The organism is Roseimarinus sediminis, from assembly GCF_050433125.1.
In the GTDB taxonomy this organism is placed as follows: Bacteria; Bacteroidota; Bacteroidia; order Bacteroidales; family Prolixibacteraceae; genus Roseimarinus; species Roseimarinus sediminis.
On record NZ_JBNPXV010000003.1, the window covers coordinates 324910 to 347972 of the forward strand.

Consider the following 23063-nt stretch of genomic DNA (forward strand, 5'->3'; position numbering starts at 1 on the left):
GTTTAATGTTCGGCAAAATTTGCATTTCCTGCTGATGACGAATTGTAAAAAAACGACAAAATTTCGTTGGCCCGCTTGGACACAAAAGGGTTGGATCGCTTCCCGGCACCAACACTTGTTACCATGTTACTCACTTTCTTCTCCAGAAGCCAGGTACCATCGGATTGCTTTTTCGATAGCAGCAGGTTCAACGCATCTTCAACTTTTTGTGAACGAACTTTTTCGCGTTTCAGGAGCCAAAGTATTTCAAGGAAATTGCTTTTGTACATGCACGGAAAACCCAGTTGATCAATGTTGTTGGCCAAAGGTTGTTCAGGGTTTCGCGAGCTAAAGCAAACACGATGCAACAAAACAAAGTCGATGCACCGTCCGATGAGCGATTTTACTTCCGAAGTTCGATCCTTTTCAGCAACAAACGACAAGCCTTTCAGTAATTTAACCACGCCCCAATAGCAGGTATGTTTTCCGTAACAACTGGAGTTTTTACAGTAAATGCTTCGGGGCTCATTGTAATTTCCATCATCGAAACGCTGGTTTTTACTAAAAAAGTTGATGGCCAAAAGACTTTTCTCTGAAAGTGATTGGTTATAGTAGGCATCGAGATAAATGAGGTTTCCGTTAAGACAAGGAATTGGAAAGTGATCGTTGCCAAGCGAATAAATGCCCTGTTCCGTATCGAAAAAGTGGTTTTTTATGATTTCAAGCGTAAGTTTCACCCGTTCATCGTTTGGATCAAGTTCCAAATCGGCCAGTAAAACCAGCGTCCACAATGTTGCCTTAAAATTGGGGACGTAATGCTGATAAACAGGGTAATACTTGTGGTCGACATCCAACATTTTCCAGCACCCGTTGCTTCCCTGCTGTTCAAATATTTTTGATAGGATGATGTCTTTTTTATTCATTTTAACTGTTTTCCTAAAAATAAGATAAGGTTTTGACAACTGTATGTCAGCAGGTATTAAATTCTAATTCGTTTCGCACTTTTCAGTGCAAAAACCACCGAAACAATTGAAGTGATGACAGTTATTCCCAATGCAAGGTAATAGAAACCAGATGAAGAAGTTCCCGCGAGCAGATAACGATTCCCTTCAAGTAGATAGGTGACCGGGTTAGCCCACGACACGGCCAGCAGCCATTTCGATGTGATGAGTTCACGTGGCAGAAAGGTAGTACTTAAGAAAAGTAGTGGGAAAACAGCATTGGTTACAATGGCTGCACTTTGGTGCTGACCGGTGCGCAGCATAATGCCTGCCGAGAAGCCACAAAGGGTGAGCGACCAAAGCAATGAAAGCAGCAAGATGCCCAGCACCGAAAAGAAACCAAACTGAAAGCTCACGCCAAAAAGTGCGGCAATGGCAAGCAGCAATACGGTGAAAAACAACGACGAAAGCGTGTCGGCCAGCATGGGAGCAACAACTAAAATCCACCGAGGGGCCGGGCTAAGGTAAAGCCTCCGGAAGTAGCCCGATTGCATGTCGGCATTCAATGTTTGTCCGGCTCCGGCCGACGAGCCCATAGCCAGCGAAATAATGGCAATGGGAAATACAAACGAAAGGTAACCGCCCGAACCAAAGGCTTCGAGATCACCCACTCCGCCAATTCCGGCATTGTAAACTAACAAGAAAAACAAGCTCATACCAAACCCCATGATAGACGCCGAAGGTTGTTTCACCAGCTTCATTATTCCACGTTCAATTAGTAATACATTTGCAGTTTTCATGTCTTCCCTTTTCAATTATTGGATATTGAATGATTGTTCATCGTTTTAATAAATTGCAGGTAGCTGTCGTCGAGCGATAAATCACCATCGGGGGTTACCATTTTTTTGAATCCGGCAATGCTTCCCGCGTAACAAATTTCGCCCGCAACAATTAGCCCCATTTCTGAAGCGTGTTTATCGGCTTCGTCGAGGTACTGTGTGGTAAGGAAAATGGTAACGCCCTGCGAACTGTTGAGACCCGCAATAATTTCCCAAAAGTTGGCTCTTGCCAAAGGATCCATCCCTACGGTAGGTTCATCTAAAAACAGTATTTGCGGACGGTGTACCAAAGCCAGTGCGCAGTGCAAGCGGCGTTTATTTCCACCCGAAAGTGCAGCAGCCTTTTTGCTTCGCTCGTCTGATAGCTGAAACATTTCAATCAGTTCATCGGCACGATGGATGGCTTCGGCTTTCGACAAACCAAACAATCGACCTTGGAAAACAAGCAGGGTCTCCACCTTTTCGGTAGTATCTATTTCGTTTTCCTGCGACGCTACGCCAATTAGTTGCTGAATTTTTGACGGGCTATTTTCGGGATTGATGCCCGAAATAAGAAAGCTGCCAGCGTCTTTTTCAATCAGGGTTGTCATGATTTTTACGAGAGTCGATTTTCCGGCACCGTTGGGTCCGAGTAAGGTAAAAAACTGCCCTTTGCCGATTTCGAGGCTTACTCCCTTCAACGCCTCTGTGCCGTTGGGGTACTTTTTGAAAAGCTTGTGAATTTGGATTTCTGCTGTCATGATTAATAATACATTTTGAATGATGCAGCAAAAATAGCTTCAGCAGGTGCAGCGAAAATTGTAAAAAAACGACAAAAAACCGCGTACAAACGCAGTTGTGCCGTTTGTTAGACAGGGTTTAATATTTTGGAATTTTAAAATTTTATATCCATTCTAATCTACCGTATAATCCGGGTACCTCTCAACAAATTCTTTGGGTGTATAACCCGAATAACTTTTGAAGTCACGTATAAAGTGCGCCTGGTCGAAATAGCCGTTCCGATAGGCATACTCGGTGAGTCTGATGTGTTTGTGCTGGCTGAAATCTTTCAGGGTCTCCTGAAAACGGATCAGTTTAATGTACTGTTTGGGTGTTTTGCCCAGCCTTGACGAAAATTTTCGCTCCAGGCTTTTGGGAGCAATCGCAAGTTTTTGAGATAAACTATTGGCTGTAATTTGTCCCTTGTGTTGTTTAATCAACTGAATGCCATTGGCAAGCAAGGCATTGTCGTAGTATGGAATTGATGAATAGTTGCTTATCAAAAAATTCTCTATCACTGCAATTTTCGCCTGCACTGTTTTGGCATGAAAAAGCTGCTCCTCAATTTGCCTGATTTCTGCATTAAAAAGATCGGACAAATCAAAACTTTGGTTTTCGAGCTCGGAAAGTGGAAAATTGAAAAAATGGCAGGCACCTGCCGGATAAAACTGAACGAAAACCACACCTGCTTCTCCAAAGGTCGAAACATCGGAATAGGAGTTACTTAAGCCACTAACGATGCTGCGGGGTTGCTGTCTGGTAATATTGTTTTGATGGCATATAACAAAGGGATTGCGGTAATGAAACATAAGCTGAACATTTTCAGTAGGAATTACCCGTTCAACCATGTTGCCTTCAACTGCGTCGGTTTCCATTAGACAATAGTGCCTAACGAAATTTTTAAGGAAACCACCAGCCTGTACAATCTGAAAACGCATGCAGGGACTTTTTTGCAAAAATAAAATTAAAAGCAAAACAAGGCAAGTTCAACAACAACAGGATCTGGAACATCCCTAATGGTTTTCAGTCACATCGCATGCTTTCAAAAGAACAGATATCGAAAATTACAGGGAATTTGGGGTGATTGAGCAGCATTTTGCAATCCAAAATTACCGCACAAAAAAAGCTCACCCCGCAGGATGAGCTTTTTCATTTAAAACAAAAAGCTGCATTATTTTTTTTCGGTTTTTGCACCACAGTCAGCTTTTTTCTCGCCATCACAGCTTGATTTTTTTTCAGCCTTGTCGGCACAAGTGCTTGTTTTAGTCTCACTTTTTGCGGCGCAGTCACCTGCTTTTTTCTCAGCCTTTTTGGTATCGGCTTTCTTCTCTTCACCATCTACCTTAACAATCACAAGCTGATTGTCCATTGCGTTTACAACTGCAGGAGCAAATACGCCTAAAACAAATACTACGAGTAAGGAAAGAATCAATTGCTTTTTCATAACTTTAAAATTATTAATTTGATTTAACTTTTTTCTATTTAGAATGATTCAAAAATATACATTAATAACAAAAGAAAACGTTAATGGATTGTTATTCCATGTTAACGTGTTGTTAAAATAAAGAGATCATCGTCTTTTTCCATAAATTTGTGCCGGATTCAGACCATCGAAGCGCTGAACAATAACAAATATTTTCTTTTTTACGATGCTGCATGAAGAATTTAAAACATCAAAATCTGCTCGCTCTTTTAACCTTTCTGGCACTGATTGCCATTTTGGTAGTGCAGGTCGACTGGCTGTTTAAGGCGGCCCGCTTCAAGGAAATCCATTTTAACCACATGGTTACCAAGGCGCTTATTGAAGCCCGTGAAGACATTGGCCAAAGCGCTTCAACCTGTTCCGACATGAACAACTATCTGTGCGGACGTCCCTGCAAAATTAATGTACGCGAACAGAAGATTGCCGAACTCGACAGCATCATCCGGTCGAAAATGGAGATTTACCACATCGACCTCGACTATACCTTTGAAATTACCGAAACCGACCCCGAAACAGCCAACGACAAATTATTCGGGGCCAGGTTCTATCTACAAAGCCTAAACGGAATGCTCGAGAAAGATGGGATCAAGATTGCACTGAACTTCCCCGAGCGCAATCAGTTTTTGTTATCGCAAATAAGTGGTGCTTCACTACTGGCATTTGTATCGGTTCTATTTGTCATGTTTTCATTTTTGTTTACCTCCCGCATGTTTCGAAAAGAACGCAAAATGCTGCAGCAAACGTCCGATTTCATTAACAACATGGTACACGAATTCCAGACACCGCTGGCCAACATCAGGTTTGCTTCCAGTTTGATCAGGAAGAAAGAAAAAAGCATTGGCGACAGCAAAATCATGGAGTATGTTTCGGTTATTTCGAAAGAAAACGACAAAATGGAGAAGCACGTCGAAGAAATACTTCGTTTATCATGTCAACCCAATGAGCGGGGCGTGGCTCAGCCTGTCAACATTAACCTGCTTGCAGAGCAAACAGCAAAGGCTTTTCAAAGCCGGATTGAAAGTCTTCAGGGACAGCTCACAATCAACCTTCAGGCAAAAAAGGCCACACTGGCGGGTACACCTGAACATTTCAGGCTCATGCTTTCGAACCTGCTCGACAATGCCATCAAGTATTCTCAAAATTCGCCCATGGTTAAAATCACCACCCGCAATGAAAACAAGCAGCTTATTATTGAAGTAAGCGACCAGGGAATAGGTATTGAAAAAAGCGAATACGATCGTATTTTTGAAAAATACTACCGTATATCGACCGGAGATGTGCACAATGTAAAAGGTTTCGGGCTGGGTCTGACCTACGTAAAACAAATGTGCGAACTTTACGGAGGAAGCATTAAGGTGGAAGAGGGTAAACAAAAAGGATCGGTTTTCACAATCAACTTACCTTTAGATGATGAAACGAACTAGGATATTGCTGGTCGAAGATGATACCAGTCTTGGATTTCTGTTGGTCGACTTTCTCGAATCGAACGGATTCGATGTAAAACTTTTCCGCGACGGGCATGCCGGAATAAAAAGCTTCAAGGAAGAAAGCTACGATTTTTGCATACTCGATGTGATGCTGCCCGGCATCGACGGATTTAATCTTGCACAAAGGATCAGAGCCGAAAACAAAACCATTCCGCTTATTTTTCTTACCGCCCGATCGATGAAACACGACAAGCTGAAAGGTTTTAATCTGGGGGTCGACGACTACATTACCAAACCTTTCGACGAAGATGAACTGTTGTGCCGGATCAATGCCATCATTACCCGTTACAACATTCAGCCGCACGAAAACATTCAACGTGATCAGTTTACCATTGGGAAATTTGTTTTCGACTATAAAAACCAGCTCCTGAAACTCGATGATAAAAGCAAACGGCTCACCAAAAAGGAAAGTGAAGTATTGCGCCATCTATGCAGCTCGCCCAACGAAATTGTAACGCGCGACAACATTCTCTATTCGGTTTGGGGCGACAACGACTACTTTAACGGCCGCAGCCTCGATGTTTTCATTGCCAAATTGCGCAAATACCTGAGCGACGACCATGAGGTACAAATCAACAACATCCCCAAGGTGGGTTATGTACTGGAATGCTGAACAAACTTTTGAATAGCTGAAGAAAAAGTAGTAAGCTGTTACAACTTATTTACGGCTGCATCCAATCGCCCGGCAATTGCTTCGATACTGCCTGAGCCGTTCACCTTGATATACTTTCCCTGTTGGTCGTAATAGGCTTTGAGCGGAGCCGTTTTTTCGAGATAAACATTGATTCGATTTTCGATAATGTCAACGCTGCAATCATCGCTTCGCCCCGATGTTTTTCCTCTTTCGAGCAGTCGTTCAATCAGTTCCTGTTTGTCAACATCGAGTGCCAACATGCCAGCCACCTTCTGATTGATGTCCTCCATCAGCTGATCGAGCGCTTTGGCTTGCTGAACCGTTCGCGGGAAACCGTCGAAAATAACGCCCCTGGCTCCGTGATCGAGATTAATCTGATGTTCGATCATGGCAATTACCAGCTGGTCGGGCACCAGTTCTCCCTTATCGATATATTTTGCAGCCTCGATCCCCTGCTCGGTTTGAAGTGCAATTTCTTTGCGCAACAGATCGCCTGTTGACAGGTGCTGAAGCTGATATTTATCCCTGAGCAACAAGGCTTGTGTTCCCTTGCCGGCACCAGGAGGGCCAAATAGTACAATGTTTAACATAGGTAGATGGTATGTTGGTTTGGTTATTCAACAATTTTATAAATATCCAACAAATTCCTTCCCTTCTGATTGTAATCAAGTCCAAACCCGACAATAAATTCGTTGCCTATTTCCATGCCCACATAATCGATTGGCATTTTGTTACCAAACTTTTCAGGTTTGAGCAACATGGTAGCAATTTTTACATCTTTGGGATGATGCTCCTTAAGCATGTTCATGACCTCGACAATGGTGATCCCGGTATCGATAATATCTTCGAGTACCACCAGTGTTCTTCCCTGTATCGGGTCATTCAGTCCGATCAGTTTTTTCACCTGGCCGGTGGTGTCGGTTCCGTCGTACGACGATAGTTTCAGGAAGGTTACTTCGGGCTGTTCAAGATCAATCTCCCGAAACAACTCCGATGTAAACATAAATGAACCATTCAGGATGCAGATAAATAATACATCCTCTCCTTTCAAATCGTTGTTGATCTGTTGCGCAATGTTCTTAACAGCTTCATTAATTTTCTGATAAGGTATGTAAGTTTCAAACTCTTTGTCGTGTAATTTAATTCTTCCCATCATTCAATATTTTACTGAAATATTTTACAAATAACCCATAAATAATTTAAAAACGGAAAACAATTTTGAATGAAAAAGACTTGTCCTGTATGAAAAGTATTTTTTTTGTAATTTCAACCCTTGAATTCAGGACGAAGACAAGCAGGCAAAACACCTCATATTCAACACAAATACTCAATATATGAAAGCAGTTGTAAGTATTATCATGGGCAGCACCAGCGATCTGCCCGTAATGGAAAAAGCAGCCAGGTTGTTAAACGAACTTGAAATTCCGTTCGAGATCAATGCCTTATCGGCTCACCGTACACCGGCCGAAGTTGAAAAATTTGCAAAAGGGGCGCGTGAACGAGGTATTAAGGTGATCATTGCCGCAGCCGGAATGGCAGCCCACCTGCCAGGCGTCATTGCATCGATGACTACCCTGCCCGTAATCGGTGTTCCCATTAAAGCAAGCCTTGAAGGACTCGATGCCCTTTTGGCCATTGTACAAATGCCTCCGGGAATCCCCGTAGCCACTGTAGGGATCAATGCAGCCCAAAATGCCGGCATTTTGGCAGCCCAGATGATCGCAACCGGCGATGAAAGCATGGCTACACGACTGGCCAGTTATAAGGAAAAGCTGAAAGACAAGATTGTGGAAGCCAATAAAGATTTGGCTGAAATTAAATTTAAATACAAAACCAACTGATTCGTGTCGATTTTTTTTGTATTTTAAATGTCAAATCAGGTGTACGTTAACGTACACCTTTTTTATTGACTTATAACCAATTGTCAGCAGGTGCGATTCGTACCCCCCATATTGCCTCTGACGTTGCTATTGTTAGTAAAAAGTGTTTATTCCCTTAACAACGTTTATCCAACGGGAGCACAACCCGCTGGCATGGGAAACGCTTTTGTCTGTCAGTTTGATCTTTTTTCGGTTTTCCACAACCCTGCAGGACTATCAAAACAACCTTATACCGAAGCAGCCTTCTTTTACGAAAACCGCTTTGGAGTGAAGGAGCTTTCGACCCATGGTATCATTGCTGCTTTGCCTTTCCGTCAGACGTGTTTTGCACTTCATTATTACAATACAGGGCCTGCCCAATGGAAAGACTACGGCGCCGGGCTCACTTATGCCATGCCAATGAGTCCTAGACTTTCAGCCGGAGTACAACTTTTCTGGTATGGAAATCGTCTTCCTGAAGAGGCCAGTTCGGCAGGCATTGTATCGTTTGCAGCAGGAGCTATTTTTCAACTTTCAGAAAAAACCCGGGTAGGTGCCCAGGTAAAGAATGCTGCATCGGCAGGCATACCATCTGCTTCAACAGGCGAAAATCTACCGATCGTGCTTAGTGTAGGGGCTCACACGCTCTTTGCTGAGCAATTCAAGTTATCGTATCAAGTGGAATTAAGCCAAAAACAACAGACACAATTACTGGCCGGAGCAGAATGGGAAATCGTTCCCCGCTTTTTCATTCGTGCGGGCATCAATGCTCCATTGGTAAGATTCCATGCTGGTGCTGCTTACCATTGGCGACGTTTCACCTTCGATGTGGCTTTCAACAATCACCACTACCTGGGCACCTCGTCGATGGTAGCTGTGAGTTATCAATTCAAGCGAATATTCACAGACAAAACACCTGCCAAGTGAAAAAGCGCTACCTCCTTTTCATCGTGATGCTGAGCAGCATACAGCTATCGGGGCAACAAAATGATTCTGACGGGCACACTGTGATTGAACAAATTGTTGAAATGTATGCCGAAACCCTTGATGAAACGGCCGACATGAGCATGTTGGTCGAAACCCTTGAAAGCTATCTCCAAAACCCCTTAAACATCAACATCGCCACACAAAATGAATTGGAACAGCTGCCTTTTCTGACGGCCTTTCAAATTCAAAATCTGCTTGAATACCGTAATCAGGTTGGTCAGCTTTACTCCGTTTATGAATTAATGGCCCTTGACGGCTTCAATGCACAACTGGCATCGTTGATGGAACCTTTTCTGCGTTTTGACCCCATTGGTACAACGACAAAACAGTACATTCGAAATGAGCTAAACCTTCGCTATAATCAGGTTCTTGAACAGCGAATGGGTTACCTGCCCGACAGTACGGGAGAAAAAACTTTTGAAGGCAGTGCGCAACAGTTGCTTTTGAAATACAGAGGACAGGCTGGCGATCGATTCATGTGGGGCTTCAGTGCAGAGAATGATGCAGGCGAAGCTTTCTTCACCAAAAGCAACAAGCAGGGTTTCGATTTCTATTCGGCTTATCTTTCCTACCGTGGCAACAAACGACTAAGAACTTTGACTTTAGGCGATTATCAGATCAAAGCTGGTCAGGGGCTGGTGATGTGGAGCAGCTATGCCAGCCGCAAATCGACCGACCTCACCAACAGCAGTGCTACGGGGCAAGGTATTAAAAATTACACGTCGACCGACGAAAATGCTGCACTGCGCGGGCTGGCCTGTGAATGGCAGCTGGGGCCTCTGGGACTGATCGGCTTTTACTCCCAGCGTAAACTGGATGCAAGTCCCGGCGACACTTCCGAAAATGGATCCGTTCTTAATTTCACCTCGCTTGTTACTACTGGTTATCATCGTACCAACAGTGAAATCAACAGCCGCGATCGTATCCGCTCGCAGCTTGCCGGTGGAGTACTTAGCTACCGCCGCAACCGTTTCGAAGCGAGTCTCAACTCGATAATACAATGGTTTGATCATCGCTTACAGACCTCTGACAGACTTTACAATTTGCATTACTTCGCAGGTGATTTTAACTACAACATCAGTAGCGCTTTGCGATGGATCATGCAACGAAACCATGTTTACGGTGAACTGGCCCTCAGCCGCTCAGGTGGTAAAGCCCTGCTGCTTGGTAGCACTTCACAACCCGTCGATGAAGTGTTAATTAACATTGTTTACCGGGATTATGCTGCCAATTATCACAGCATCAACGGCACTTCGTTTGGTGAATGGGATGACACCCGGAACGAACAGGGAATCTACAGTTCATTGTCGTTACAGGCCCTTCCCGGCCTTTCGCTTTCAGCTTATATCGATGTTTACCGATCGTACTGGATGCGTTACAATTCACTGGCGCCTGTCAGGGGAAGAGATCTTGCCTTTCAGGCAAAGTACCAAATACAGCCTGGTTTAGCATGCACTGTAAGAATGAGTTCAAAAAGCAACAATGAAAACGCAGCACTGCCGGGTGCCATAAAAACCGATACAACAAAAAACAGCAGCAAAGGCAGAATCAATCTCGAATGGGAAGTGAACGAAATGCTGAAACTTCGCTTTCGTGCTGAAGGAAGTCTGTATAAAAAGGATACAAAACAAACCCTTGGCGCAATGATTTATACCGATGCTTCCGTTCAAGCCCTGTCGCAACTGAGGTTCACTACCCGCTTTGCCTATTTCAACACCCAGGATTACAACAGTCGTATTTATACTTACGAACACGATGTGCCACAGTCGTTTTACATTCCTGCCTTTTATTCAAGGGGACTCCGCTATTATCTGAACCTTGCCTATGCTCCCCTTCCGCGTATGAAAATATATCTGAAAATAGCACAGGCTTATTATTTCGACGAAAATTTCACAATTGGCTCAGGACCTGCTGAAATTGAGGGCCGGCATCGTACCGACCTGAAAATTCAGCTTAGCTATCGCTTATAGTAAATGAGCATTCGCTTTCTACCTTGTCTTCATTTTTATAAATTTGCACTTCATCAATAAAAAAAACATGACATCATTTGAGGAAATCCGCCCTTATCATAATGAGGAGTTTGCTACATCAATAAAAGCGCTGGTTGAAGATCAACACTTCAGATCAATGGCAGCACAACTGTATCCTCAGCCTGGTATGAGTGAAGTGGTCCTTCAAAAAATGTCGGAGACAAAAAGTGTAGAAGAACTGCAGGAAACTATTATTTATCCCTTGCTCAGAGAGATCGAAAAAAACACCACCGATGGTCTGAGTTACAGCGCCATGGAGCAATTCCACCCCGACGAACGCTATCTGTTTATTTCGAACCACCGCGACATTATACTTGATGCAGCCTTCCTTAATGTGGTAATGCAACAACATGGATTTCGAAAAACAGAGATTGCCATTGGCAACAATCTTTTGATTTTCGACTGGATTGAAAAACTGGTACGACTCAACCGGGCATTTGTTGTAAAGCGCAATCTGGGAGTTCGGGAACAGCTGGAAGCATCGAAAACCCTCTCAGCCTATATCAGGTATGCCATTACACAAAAAGGGGAATCGGTATGGATTGCCCAGCGCGAGGGTCGAACCAAGGATGGTAATGACCAAACACAGCCCGCCCTGCTTAAAATGCTTGGCATGAGCTACGACGGGAAGCTCATCGAAGGTTTCAGAGAACTAAACATTGTACCCATGGCCATTTCGTACGAAATCGAACCTTGTGGAATTTCAAAAGTAGAAGAATTGCTGAAACGAAAATACCAGCCCGATTATACCAAAACAGCCCAGGACGACTTGCGAAGCATGGGCAATGGGGTGATGCAGGCCAAAGGAAGAGTACACTTTTCTTTTGGCAATCCCATGAATATTCGAATTGACGAGTTGACAAAAGGGAAAAATAAAGGAGAGGCCATCAAAGCCATGGTGTCCTATATTGACCAACGAGTTTATGCCAATTACAAACTTTGGCCAAACAATTATATCGCTTTCGACCTGCTGAATAATTCATCGGAACACCAGTCGCATTACAGTGAAGCGGAGAAGGAAAAATTCGTCGCGATGATGAAGCATGAATTGCAAAGCATCCACTTCGATTACAACGAAGCCAGCGAAAAATACCTGTACATGTATGCCACGCCGGTGATCAACTATCAAAAATTTGTTTTGAATGCCTAAAATTACAACCATTATATGGGACTGGAATGGTACCTTGCTCAACGATACCGATGTCTCACTTTCAGTGATTAATCGCTTACTCGACCAACGAAAGCTCCCCTTGCTTAGTCGTGAAACCTATCTCGACGTATTTGGTTTTCCTGTTAAAGATTATTATCAGCGCATTGGTTTCGATTTTGCGCGCGAACCTTTTGAAATCCCGGCCCGGCAATACATCGACCTTTATTACTCAAAAGTTTCGGAAGCCGGCTTGCACAAGGGCGTGCACGACACCTTAAAAGCTTTTGCCCAAAGAGGCTACAAGCAATTAATACTGTCGGCAGCCGAACAAATAAAGTTGCTTGAATTTCTGATCAACTTTGAATTAGATGATTATTTCGAACAGGTTAGCGGACTCAATAATCATTATGCCAGCTCGAAAACCGAATTGGGGATTAAACTATTGAAAGAAACCGGAATCGACCCTGAAACTGCTGTTCTGATTGGCGATACCACTCACGATTATGACGTAGCCAAGGCCATGGGCTGCCAGTGTATTTTGCTGGCCAACGGACATCAATCGGCTCAAAAATTACGGAATACGGGAGCTATCGTGCTTGAAAACATCTCACAGCTCCCACAGGTGCTTTAGAATGACAACCCCATATTAAAACCCAGCAAATAATTCATATCGTCCTGAACTACGACCACTTCGGCTTTTGGTCCGACATGGATCTTTTCACTGATATTCACTTGATAGTTTGTTGAAAAACCAAGTGAGTAGAGCGTTTGTGCCCGCCCGCGATAATTTTTGAAAACCAGGCCCGGGTTAATGGAAACAAAGAGCCCGCGGTACAACCTGAAAGAGGTGATCAGATGCACGGTATTATGAAAGTGTTCGTCAAAAATGGCATTGTATCCGGCACCAATTGCAAAAAATCCAGAGACATTCCGCTTGTAATACAGGCTGAGTTGTGGCGAAAAGGTAGCTTCGTATTTCAGGTACGAAATATTCGTTGAGTAACCCAATTCATAAATTGGATCTTTATAGCTTTGAAAGTTGTTGGTTCGGCGCACCTTTCCAATGCCCATAACCTGCGATACCGAAATGATTAAAAAGAAAATTAAAAAAGCGCTTAACCTCATTACCAGAAATGTCGTTTAATTGTGAGGCGAAAATAGAATTTATCGTTTGAATTTGGCAAAAGAAAAGAAGAAAAGTGAGCGTAAAAAAGAGATACTATTTTATCTCTTTTTTATATCTCTAACCAGAAGCTGCATTGAGGTACGTCCTCTGAATTCATTTTCAACAATCGAATAACAAATGTCGAATGGCAGTCCCGATTCGATGAGCGGAAACTTATCAGCCTGTGAAAAGGCAATGCCCGGGAAACGCTTCGAGGAACCGTTGGGTTCAACCAGATCGAGTTTCAGATGTTCTCCGTTTTTCCCTACCACTCTGCTTGTTCCGGCATCAAAAACATCTTCGGTGATAAATACCGGAGTCATGTTGTGAGGTCCGTAAGGCTCGAATTGCTTCAATATACGGGTAAACTTTGGTGTGATTTCGCTGAGTTGCAGTTTGGCATCTACGTCGATGGTCTGAACCTGCTGGCTTTTGGTGATATTTTGCCGGACAAACTCTTCAAAACGGGATTCAAAGCGCTTGATATTTTCAATTTTCATGGTCAGTCCGGCGGCATACATGTGCCCTCCATACGATTCAAGCAAATCGCTGCAATAATCGATGGCTTCATACAAATCGAAGTTCTTTACTGAGCGGGCCGAACCGGTGGCCATGCCGTTGCTTTCGGTTAAAATGACGGTGGGACGGTAATACACGTCGGTAAGTCGTGAGGCCACAATCCCAACGACACCCTTATGCCAGTCGCGATTATAAAGCACCGTTGATTTTCGGGCTGTGAGCTCTTCACTGTTTGCAATCAAATCGAGTGCTTCCTGAGTAATGTCGCGATCGAGCGACTTCCGGATTTCGTTGAACGAATTAATTTCCTCACCCATGCGATTGGCCGCTTCCTGATCTTCACAAATGAGCAGTTCAACCGATTTCTTACCATGCTCAATACGTCCGGCTGCATTGAGCCGAGGACCTATTTTAAATACAATGTCGTTAATGCTTATTTCGGTTGAAGCAATGCCCGAATTGTTAATCAATGTTTTAAGTCCGGTACTGGGATTACTGTTTAGTTTCTTGAGCCCGTAATAGGCCAGCACCCGGTTTTCGCCCACAACAGGAACGATGTCCGATGCGATGCTAACCACCACCAGGTCGAGCAGGTCGTAAAGTTTGGGTATGGGTTTGTCGTAGCGAATACAATAAGCGAGCAAAAATTTAAAACCCACTCCGCAGCCCGACAATTCCTTGAAAGGATAAGTACAATCGGGACGTTTGGGATCGAGTACCGCCACTGCATCGGGCATTCGATCACCCGGATTATGATGGTCACAAATAATATAATCGAGGTGGCGGGTGCGGGCGTAGGCAATTTTTTCGATGGCTTTGATCCCGCAGTCGATAACAATTACGAGGGTATAATGATTGTCGGCAGCAAATTCGATCGACTTGGGTGATATACCATAACCCTCGGAATAGCGGTCGGGGATGTAAAAATCGAGTTGTTCGATGTAATCCTTCAGAAATAGGTACAACATCGACACAGAAGTAGTACCGTCTACATCGTAGTCGCCATATATCAGCACTTTTTCTTGTCGTTCAATTGCCAGATGTAATCGTTCAACGGCTTTGTCCATATCCTTCATCAGGAACGGATCGTGTAAATCTGCAAGCCGTGGACGGAAAAAAGCTTTTGCCTCTTCGAAAGTATGAACATTGCGTTGTGCCAAAAGATTGGCCACCGTCATATCTACATTAAGCTCTGCCGACAAGTGCTTTACATCGTTTCTGTCTCCCGGATCTTTTACTTTCCAGACCTTTTCGTTATTCATTTGTAATGTATTGCACCATGAAGTTTCAAAGATAGCAAATCCCCTCTCAACTAAAAACTATTTTAAATTACCAGCACAAAGTTTGTAAGTCGCTGATGGTAGTTCACTAAAAACCAGCGTTTAAAAATGAAACTTTTATTATTCATTCTCCTATTTTCACGACAATTGACAAGGCTTTACACCATGCGCACGGCAGCGTTTGTGGCAGGGATAGGAGCGGCATCCTTTTGCCGGCGAAGCAAGGCAAAAGATAGAGCGGATAGCCCGGCTGCCACCCTAAAAAATATTATAACAGTTCTGCCGTAACATTGCTTTTTTGAGCTGCTGTTCAGGGCTTCATAATTCACAATTCTTCTTATCTTTGCACAAATTTTTTTGAAAACAATTCACAACATGAGTATCAGAGAATTGAGTGAACAGGAGATAATCAGGAGAAGCTCCCTGCAAAAACTGCGCGAACTGGGCATCGATCCCTACCCCGCTGCTGAGTACGAAATCACCCATCATACAAGCCAGATAAAACAGGTATTCGACCCCGAAAAGGACAATCTGCCTGCCGTTTCGCTGGCCGGCCGTATCATGAGTCGCCGTATAATGGGCAAGGCTTCGTTTTTTGAATTGCAGGACGAGGCCGGTCGCATACAAGTTTATGTAAACCGCGATGAAATATGCCCCGGTGATGACAAGACCCTGTACAACGAGGTATTCAGAAAGTTGCTCGACATGGGCGATTTTATTGGTGTGAAAGGCTTTGTTTTTAAAACACAGATGGGTGAAACCACCATTCACGTAAAGGAATTTACCGTTTTAAGCAAATCGATCAGGCCACTGCCCATTGTGAAAGAGAAAGACGGAAAAACCTACGATGCCTTCTCCGATCCCGAGATGCGCTACCGCCAGCGTTATGTCGACCTGATTGTGAATCCGAAGGTGCGCGAGCATTTTAAGAAACGCACCATTATTATGAACACCATGCGTGAGTTGTTCAACAGCCGTGGCTACCTCGAGGTGGAAACCCCGATTTTACAGCCCATTCCGGGCGGTGCTGCTGCGCGTCCCTTTATTACACACCACAACGCACTCGACATTCCGTTATACATGCGCATTGCCAACGAGCTCTATCTGAAGCGCCTGATTGTTGGCGGCTACGAAGGGGTGTACGAGTTTTCGAAAGACTTCCGCAACGAAGGCATGGACCGCACCCACAATCCTGAGTTTACAGTGATGGAAATTTATGTGGCCTACAAGGATTATCACTGGATGATGAACTTCACCGAGGAAATGATCGAGAAGGTGGCACTGGCACTGCACGGCAGCACTAAAGTTCAGGTTGGCGACAAGGAAATCGACTTTAAGCGGCCATTTAAACGCATCAGCATGCTCGATTCGATTAAGGAACATACCGGCATCGATATAAGCGGAATGGATGAAAACCAGCTGCGCGAAGTATGCAAAAAACTTGAGATTGAAGTTGACGAAACCATGGGCAAAGGAAAGCTCATTGATGAAATATTTGGTGAGAAATGCGAAGGCAACTACATACAGCCCACCTTTATTACCGATTATCCAAAAGAAATGTCGCCACTTTGCAAAAAGCACCGTGACAATCCGGAACTGACCGAGCGTTTCGAACTGATGGTGAATGGCAAGGAATTGTGCAATGCTTATTCTGAGCTGAACGACCCCATTGATCAGCTGGAACGTTTTCAGGAACAACTCAACCTGTCGCAAAAAGGCGACGACGAAGCCATGTTTATCGACATGGATTTTGTACGGGCACTGGAATACGGCATGCCGCCCACATCGGGAATGGGAATTGGAATCGACCGGCTGGTGATGCTGATGACCAATCAGAGCTCGATTCAGGATGTATTGTTCTTCCCGCAAATGAAGCCTGAAAAGAAAGCACCTGAACTGAGTGAAGAAGAAAAAAATGTTTTGAAGTTGCTTAAAGAAGAAAGCCCGGTAGCACTTGAGGCATTGAAAGAACGATCGGGGCTGAGCAACAAGAAATGGGACAAGGCCATCAAGGGCTTGAGCCGAAATAAACTGGCCAAGGTCGAAAATGACGAAAATGGTCTAATGGTTCATCTGGTATAACACAAGCAAAACAATGATACAATCCGCTATTTTTTTTTATAGCGGATTTTTTTTTCCAATTTCATTATCCGCTTGGCTAAGCCCAAATTTTAAAATGGTTTTTCAAATTTTAATCATTTAATCAAAGAAATCAGGTATTTCAACAGGTCGCTGCATTCTTTCCTAAAAAGACAAAGTGATTTCTCAAAGCGAGGCATCTTTGCAATTAAAGAGTTTCTTATATTTATTCCCTCTTACCGAGCTAAAAACCAAATCAACCAAGCGAAAACAACTGCCTAAAAAAGGGCAGAACCGGGTATTAATGCGATACATTTGAACATGAAGAAAAAGGGATTATTCAACTACACTGGCACGCTGCCTGTGTTGATACTTTTGTTATTAGCGATCGGTGGGAAGGCTCAAATGTTGCCACTCAGTGAACAAGCACTCTTAAGCAGTTCAGAAAACATCGTCAGGGGCAAGGTACTAAGTTCACAAGCCCGATGGGTAAACAACAATGAAGCCATCTATACCTTCACAAAAATAGTTGTTGATGATGAGCTAATGGGACAATACCACCGTGGTGATACGGTGACCATTGCAGTACCCGGGGGCTACGATCCGGTATCAACAATCGGGATGGAGGTATCGCATCAGGCAGAATTTGAGCCAGGCGAAGAAACCATTGTTTTTCTCAATGAAGCCAGGGGGCAACTCGATGCCATCGATTACCGTTTTCTTCAACACGAGCCGGGACTCCCCGATAAAATAATGCGTGTAAATGGTTATTACCAGGGAAAGCGTACTATTTATTTCGATAAAAAAACCCAAACAACCATGGTTACTCTGCCCAACCAGAATAAAACCATTCCTTTACAAAACTACCAGAAGCAACTAACTGAAGAACTAAAAAAATACCAGGACAAAGTGCAAAAAAAATAATTGCCCTACATGAAAAACTACTACCTAAACTCCGTGACGCTCTTGTCAATTTTCGTCCTTCTGTTTAACCAGCAGGCCAGCGCCTATCATCTTTCAGGACAAAGCTGGCCATCGGCTGCCTATAATTTCTATATCAATCCCATTGGGGTCGATAACGGCATCGATTATTCGATTTACAACACCACCATCATCAATGCCACCAAGGAATGGGAACAAATCGGCACCTCATCCATCCAGCTTAATTTTGAAGGAACAACAAGCGTTACCGAATGGGGAGGCAGCTGGCCCCCCGACTATCAGAACACCATTACCTGGAAGACCAACGACTGGAGTGGCAACGTGATCGGGGTATCAACCAAGTGGTTTGTCGGCGATGAAATTGTCGATTCCGACATTAAACTGAATACGGCCTTTGCAGGCGACTCGCGTCTGCCCCTGCTGGTGACGCACGAGGTTGGGCATAGCCTGGGGATCAATCATACCCGCGAAGCCAACCAATCCTACACCAGCGAAGAATACAATGCCATTATGTACTACCTGCTTCACAATCAAAACGAAATGAACCAGGAAGACTGGTGTGCCATTACTGCCCTTTATCCGTCCGGTGCAAACTGTGCCCCCGACAAGAGTGAAGGTTATCATGCCTGTGAACCTTGTTGTTCGGGTGAAACAAGCAACACTGTAGCTGTTACCATCAGTAACAACAACAAAACCTACAACGGCAATGCGCAGTCGGTTACGGTCACCACCGATCCTGCCGGTATTGCCCATACGGTGAGTTACACCAATGCATCGGCCCAAACAGTAAATACACCAACAAATGCAGGATGGTACACAGTTACCGTTACCATTACCGAAACAGGATACGAAAACAACGGCCCCTTCGAAGGCAGTATGACCATTAACAAAAAAAGCTTAACAGTTAGTGCCAACAATCAAACAACCGACTATGGTTCGGCTGAACCTAGCTATACTCTCAGTTATTCAGGTTTTGTGACAGGAGAAGCAAGCGACGACCTTGCAGTGCTGCCGGTGGCCACGGTTGCCGGCAGCTGGCCGCTCTTACCCGGCTCCTATCCCATTGTTACCAGCGGAGGAAGCGATGAAAATTACAGTTTCAGCTACCAGAACGGAACACTCACTGTCAACCAACTAATAGTAAGTGCCGTAACAATTAGTGACACCCTGCAAAGTTACGATGGCACTGCAAAAACAGTCAATGCCGGCACCATCCCCGAAGGCGTGAGCCATGTGCTTCAATACTCTCAAAATGGAAATACCATTGAACAGCCACTCAATGCAGGTGTTTACGATGTTATACTTACCATTGACGAAACCGGCTATGCAAGCTCCCAATTCATCTCAAAACTCAAAATTGACAAAGCCAGCCTCACCGTACAGGCTCACGACACCAGCATGGTATTTGGAGATGATGAACCCGAATTTCGTATTTCATTCACAGGTTTTGTTGCAACAGATGACCAAAGCCAGATTGATGAGCTGCCACTGGCCACTGTAGAAGGAAGTCGTCCGCTTTTGCCAGGGGAATACAGCATTCAGCTTAATGGTGGTACCGATAACAATTACAACTTTGAACTGATCGCGGGTAAGCTCACTGTGGAAAGTAATCAGGCCATGATTGCCATCGAAGATACCATCAAAAGTTATACAGGCCTTCCATTGGAAGCAACGGTTCGAACCCATCCTGCAGACATCGGCTATCTGGTCAGTTATTTCGATGAAGAAGGAAAGGCAGTTACAAATCCGCTTAAGCCTGGCAGGTACACCATCGAAGTCGTTGTAACAGAGCCCGGCTATGAAAACTTGTCGGCACGGCGTGAATTCATTGTTCGCAAAGCTGAATTGCAGGTAAGGGCCAACGATCAGTCGTTCAACTATTCATCGCCGCTGCCCGTATTTTCGCTGAGCTATTCCGGCTTTGTGAATAATGAAAATGAAAATTCGCTAACAGAGGCTCCCACTGCATTCATCAATGAAAACATACCACTTTTACCCGGAGCTTATACCATTTTTGTTTCAGGTGGAAGTTCTGAATTGTACAGCTTTGTTTATCAGAACGGTACATTGACGGTTTTGCCCCTCGAAATCGAGGCATTGATGGTTTCAGACACCATTCAGGCTTACAACGGAGCAGAACAAAGCATTTCCGTAAGCACTGCACCCGAAAATATTGACTTTGAGCTTGTTTTTGACAAGGGTTCAAAGCCCGTTAATGCAGGTGTCTACCCCTACACCATCACCATAACAGAACCCGGTTATCGCGCTGCTACGTTCAGCAGACGCTTTATCATTGAAAAAGCTCCCCTTTACGTCGGCGGCGACAATCTCACCATCATTTACGGTGATGCCCTGCCTGAGCTACTTCCAGCATATTCGGGATGGATTGGCAATGAAGGCCCGGAAGCATTAAGTGAAATACCACAGATCGAAACGCTTCCCAACTGGCCACTGGATGCCGGAAACTATGAGTTTACCTTCAGTGGAGCTGAAGCCATTAACTATGAAATCATCTATGATACTTTCGTGATGACTGTAAGTCGTGCCCCATTGACGATAACAGCCAATGATCACGAAATATTTTATGGTGATCCGCTTCCCAATTTAAGCTATACAAGCGATGGTTGGAAATACAACGACGACGAAACCGTATTCTTAAGTCAGCCAGCGTTAAATGTAGAAGGAACGCCACCCTATGAAATCGGAAAACACAGCATTGTTATTTCGGGAGCGAGTGCTGTCAACTATTCGTGTATTTTTCAAAACGGCACCCTTACGGTGAAAGACCATGGAACAGTGGCTGTGCAGTTAAACAATCAACAGTTCACCTACAACGGGCTTGAGCAATACCCCGAAATCAACACCATACCGCCGGGAATCGCCTTTCAGACTTCCTATGCTGAAAGTCCCCTCGATGCAGGTTCATACGAGGTGGTAGTCAGCATCGAAGAAGCCGGATATCCTGAACAAAGCTACACACTGGGTTTCACAATCAACAAAGCAGAACTTTCGGTTAGTGCCGCAGATACTGCAATGTATTCACATGCTGACATTCCGAAACCCCGGCTGCTTTACAGTGGATGGGTCAACAACGAAGGTCCCCCGGTAATTGACCAGTTGCCCTCACCAACAATCGAAATCAACTGGCCTCCGGCAGGTGGAAGCTACCCGATTATAGTGGCAGGCGGCTCCGACAACAATTACGATTTTAGTTACCATAACGGTACGCTCACAGTAATACAAAGCTACCAGCTCGAAGTCAATGCCGGAGATAATGGATGGCTTGCCCTCAACGAAGAAGGAAGCCCCGCATACAGTGCTTACAGCCAGATCCTCCTTGCCGGAGAAAGCAGCAAGACTTTTTATGCCTTTGCTAAGCCAAATTATCTTTTCGATGGATGGAGCAACGGCAGTAATAGTAACCCCATGCAAATTGAAAACATCGCCAGCGACAGCACCATTACCGCCCGCTTTAAGCTGGCCGTTTCGAACAACATCAGTGCCCAGGGCACCAGTCTTTTGTTGTACCCCAATCCGGCCACAGTTGATCAGAACATTCACATCCGGCTGAACACGAACGAACAGGAAACAGGTCCCTATTTGCTGATAATAAGCGATTATACCGGCCGGACACTGACCGAACATCGCGAGGTAGCCGAATTATTCAACATTGGCAAATTCAGACAGGGAGTTTATCTGCTTCAGCTCTACGATGCAAAAAACAGACAAAAGCTGGCCCACTCAAAATTTATCGTTAAATAGATATGCTGGTTTCAGCTTCTTTTTTATAGAAAAAACCCAATTGCAATAAAATGAATGCCTGTTATTCAACTATTTAATCATATTCATCAAAGGATTCTGTAAAAGAAAAATGAATTTTGTACTTTTGCCATTCAAAAATTTGCAAGAAAACTGAATGTTTACAAACTCAAAAATTGCAATAATCGGTAGCGGAAGCTGGGCAACTGCCCTTGCTAAAATCTTACTCACCAACGTGCAGTCGATCAATTGGTTCTTCCGCAACCCCGATAATATCGATCATTTCAAAAAGTACAGCCACAATCCCAGCTATTTGGGCGATGTATTTTTCGATACTGAGCGAATTACCTTTTACAACGATATCAATAAGATAGCCCGAAATTCCGACATTCTTATTTTCGTCATTCCAGCTGCTTTCCTCAAGGATGCGCTGAAAGACCTAAAAGTTGATATCAGCAATAAGTTTGTAATTTCAGCCATCAAAGGAATAGTACCCGAAGACAATCTCATCGTGGGAAAATTCCTGAACCAACGTTTCAATATTCCCTTCGATTCCATTGGAATCATTGCAGGGCCGTGTCATGCCGAGGAAGTTGCACTTGAGCGACTCTCCTACCTCACCATCGCCTGTCCCGATGTGAAGAAAGCCAGGGCTTTTGCCCTGCTTACCGAATCATCGTTCATCAGGGCCCACATTTCCGACGATATTTATGGTACTGAATACGCAGCCGTGCTTAAAAATATTTTTGCCATTGCTGCCGGTATTTGCCACGGACTGCATTATGGCGATAACTTTCAGGCAGTGCTCATTGCCAATGCCATTCAGGAAATCAAACGTTTTGTCGATAAGGTTCATCCCATCACCCGCGACATTAAGGGATCGTCGTACCTGGGCGACCTGCTGGTTACTGCCTATTCGCAATTCAGCCGGAACCGCCTGTTCGGAACCATGATTGGAAAAGGCTACACGGTGCGTTCGGCCCAGCTCGAAATGCACATGGTGGCCGAAGGGTATTACGCCGTAAAATGCATCAAGGAAATTAACGATGAGTACAATGTTAACATGCCCATTTGTGATGCTGTATACAACATTTGTTACGAAAATATTTCACCAGCCATCGAGATCAGGTTACTTACCGAGAACCTGCGTTAAATTGGCATTCAACTAAAA

Annotated in this window: 20 protein-coding genes; 11 read left to right on the plus strand and 9 right to left on the minus strand. The window is 44.3% G+C overall.

All coding sequences use genetic code 11. The features are described from left to right. Nucleotides 1–2: 2 nt before the first annotated feature. The 5 genes from FHS86_RS05970 to FHS86_RS05990 form a co-directional block, all read right to left on the minus strand. The gene (locus tag FHS86_RS05970) at nucleotides 3–902 is read right to left on the minus strand and encodes a hypothetical protein (protein ID WP_429412062.1); all 900 of its coding nucleotides are present in this window, start codon (nucleotides 900–902) and stop codon (nucleotides 3–5) included. 56 nt (nucleotides 903–958) lie between these two features. Continuing rightward, nucleotides 959–1720, minus strand: coding sequence for an ABC transporter permease (locus FHS86_RS05975; RefSeq protein WP_429412063.1), 762 nt, complete (start codon nucleotides 1718–1720; stop codon nucleotides 959–961). An 11-nt stretch (nucleotides 1721–1731) separates the two neighbouring features. Further along, nucleotides 1732–2499, minus strand: a complete 768-nt coding sequence (locus FHS86_RS05980; protein WP_429412064.1) for an ABC transporter ATP-binding protein — start codon at nucleotides 2497–2499, stop codon at nucleotides 1732–1734. A gap of 153 nt (nucleotides 2500–2652) precedes the next feature. After that, entirely contained in the window at nucleotides 2653–3456 is an 804-nt protein-coding gene (locus tag FHS86_RS05985) for a DUF6597 domain-containing transcriptional factor (RefSeq protein WP_429412065.1), read from the minus strand. 233 nt (nucleotides 3457–3689) lie between these two features. Further along, nucleotides 3690–3962 carry a hypothetical protein gene (locus FHS86_RS05990; RefSeq protein WP_429412066.1) on the minus strand — a complete coding sequence of 91 codons (273 nt, stop codon included), beginning with the start codon at nucleotides 3960–3962 and terminating at the stop codon, nucleotides 3690–3692. Between the two features lie 212 nt (nucleotides 3963–4174). On the opposite strand from FHS86_RS05990, the gene FHS86_RS05995 reads away from it, so the two are divergent. Then, nucleotides 4175–5425 carry a sensor histidine kinase gene (locus tag FHS86_RS05995; RefSeq protein ID WP_429412067.1) on the plus strand — a complete coding sequence of 417 codons (1251 nt, stop codon included), beginning with the start codon at nucleotides 4175–4177 and terminating at the stop codon, nucleotides 5423–5425. Then, nucleotides 5409–6101, plus strand: a complete 693-nt coding sequence (locus tag FHS86_RS06000) for a response regulator transcription factor (RefSeq protein ID WP_429412068.1) — start codon at nucleotides 5409–5411, stop codon at nucleotides 6099–6101. Before FHS86_RS05995 ends, FHS86_RS06000 begins: the two co-directional genes overlap by 17 nt. Nucleotides 6102–6139: 38 nt before the next feature. Here the strand turns inward: FHS86_RS06000 and FHS86_RS06005 are convergent, their stop codons facing one another. Together FHS86_RS06005 and hpt are read right to left on the minus strand one after the other, a co-directional pair. Continuing rightward, a complete protein-coding gene (locus tag FHS86_RS06005) occupies nucleotides 6140–6712 on the minus strand; it encodes an adenylate kinase (protein ID WP_429412069.1) in 573 nt (190 codons plus the stop codon). A gap of 23 nt (nucleotides 6713–6735) precedes the next feature. Continuing rightward, nucleotides 6736–7275 carry a hypoxanthine phosphoribosyltransferase gene (gene hpt, locus FHS86_RS06010; protein WP_429412070.1) on the minus strand — a complete coding sequence of 180 codons (540 nt, stop codon included), beginning with the start codon at nucleotides 7273–7275 and terminating at the stop codon, nucleotides 6736–6738. A gap of 181 nt (nucleotides 7276–7456) precedes the next feature. Between hpt and purE the strand changes: the two genes are divergently transcribed. The 5 genes from purE (at nucleotide 7457) to FHS86_RS06035 (ending at nucleotide 12779) form a co-directional block, all read left to right on the plus strand. Next, nucleotides 7457–7963, plus strand: coding sequence for a 5-(carboxyamino)imidazole ribonucleotide mutase (gene purE, locus FHS86_RS06015; RefSeq protein WP_429412071.1), 507 nt, complete (start codon nucleotides 7457–7459; stop codon nucleotides 7961–7963). 192 nt (nucleotides 7964–8155) lie between these two features. Beyond that, nucleotides 8156–8908: a PorV/PorQ family protein gene (locus tag FHS86_RS06020; RefSeq protein WP_429412072.1), complete on the plus strand. Its 753-nt coding sequence runs from the start codon at nucleotides 8156–8158 to the stop codon at nucleotides 8906–8908. Further along, nucleotides 8905–10938 carry a ComEA family DNA-binding protein gene (locus FHS86_RS06025; RefSeq protein WP_429412073.1) on the plus strand — a complete coding sequence of 678 codons (2034 nt, stop codon included), beginning with the start codon at nucleotides 8905–8907 and terminating at the stop codon, nucleotides 10936–10938. Before FHS86_RS06020 ends, FHS86_RS06025 begins: the two co-directional genes overlap by 4 nt. Nucleotides 10939–11005: 67 nt before the next feature. Then, nucleotides 11006–12148, plus strand: coding sequence for a 1-acyl-sn-glycerol-3-phosphate acyltransferase (locus tag FHS86_RS06030; protein WP_429412074.1), 1143 nt, complete (start codon nucleotides 11006–11008; stop codon nucleotides 12146–12148). Beyond that, nucleotides 12141–12779, plus strand: a complete 639-nt coding sequence (locus tag FHS86_RS06035; RefSeq protein ID WP_429412075.1) for an HAD family hydrolase — start codon at nucleotides 12141–12143, stop codon at nucleotides 12777–12779. The genes FHS86_RS06030 and FHS86_RS06035 overlap by 8 nt, the downstream gene beginning before the upstream one ends. Here FHS86_RS06035 and FHS86_RS06040 read toward each other — a convergent pair. Continuing rightward, complete coding sequence (locus tag FHS86_RS06040; RefSeq protein WP_429412076.1) at nucleotides 12776–13273, minus strand: hypothetical protein; 498 nt, start codon at nucleotides 13271–13273, stop codon at nucleotides 12776–12778. The genes FHS86_RS06035 and FHS86_RS06040 overlap by 4 nt on opposite strands. 99 nt (nucleotides 13274–13372) lie before the next feature. Continuing rightward, nucleotides 13373–15094 (minus strand): single-stranded-DNA-specific exonuclease RecJ, encoded by a 1722-nt coding sequence (gene recJ / locus FHS86_RS06045; RefSeq protein WP_429412077.1) that lies wholly within the window; start codon nucleotides 15092–15094, stop codon nucleotides 13373–13375. 393 nt (nucleotides 15095–15487) lie between these two features. Between recJ and lysS the strand changes: the two genes are divergently transcribed. The 4 genes from lysS to FHS86_RS06065 all read left to right on the plus strand — a co-directional run bounded on the left by lysS (nucleotide 15488) and on the right by FHS86_RS06065 (nucleotide 23045). Next, nucleotides 15488–17194, plus strand: a complete 1707-nt coding sequence (lysS, locus tag FHS86_RS06050; protein ID WP_429412078.1) for a lysine--tRNA ligase — start codon at nucleotides 15488–15490, stop codon at nucleotides 17192–17194. A gap of 318 nt (nucleotides 17195–17512) precedes the next feature. Further along, nucleotides 17513–18115 carry a hypothetical protein gene (locus FHS86_RS06055; protein WP_429412079.1) on the plus strand — a complete coding sequence of 201 codons (603 nt, stop codon included), beginning with the start codon at nucleotides 17513–17515 and terminating at the stop codon, nucleotides 18113–18115. Between the two features lie 9 nt (nucleotides 18116–18124). Next, the gene (locus FHS86_RS06060; protein WP_429412080.1) at nucleotides 18125–21895 is read left to right on the plus strand and encodes an MBG domain-containing protein; all 3771 of its coding nucleotides are present in this window, start codon (nucleotides 18125–18127) and stop codon (nucleotides 21893–21895) included. A 154-nt stretch (nucleotides 21896–22049) separates the two neighbouring features. Next, nucleotides 22050–23045 carry an NAD(P)H-dependent glycerol-3-phosphate dehydrogenase gene (locus tag FHS86_RS06065; protein ID WP_429412081.1) on the plus strand — a complete coding sequence of 332 codons (996 nt, stop codon included), beginning with the start codon at nucleotides 22050–22052 and terminating at the stop codon, nucleotides 23043–23045. The last annotated feature ends 18 nt before the right edge of the window (nucleotides 23046–23063 follow it).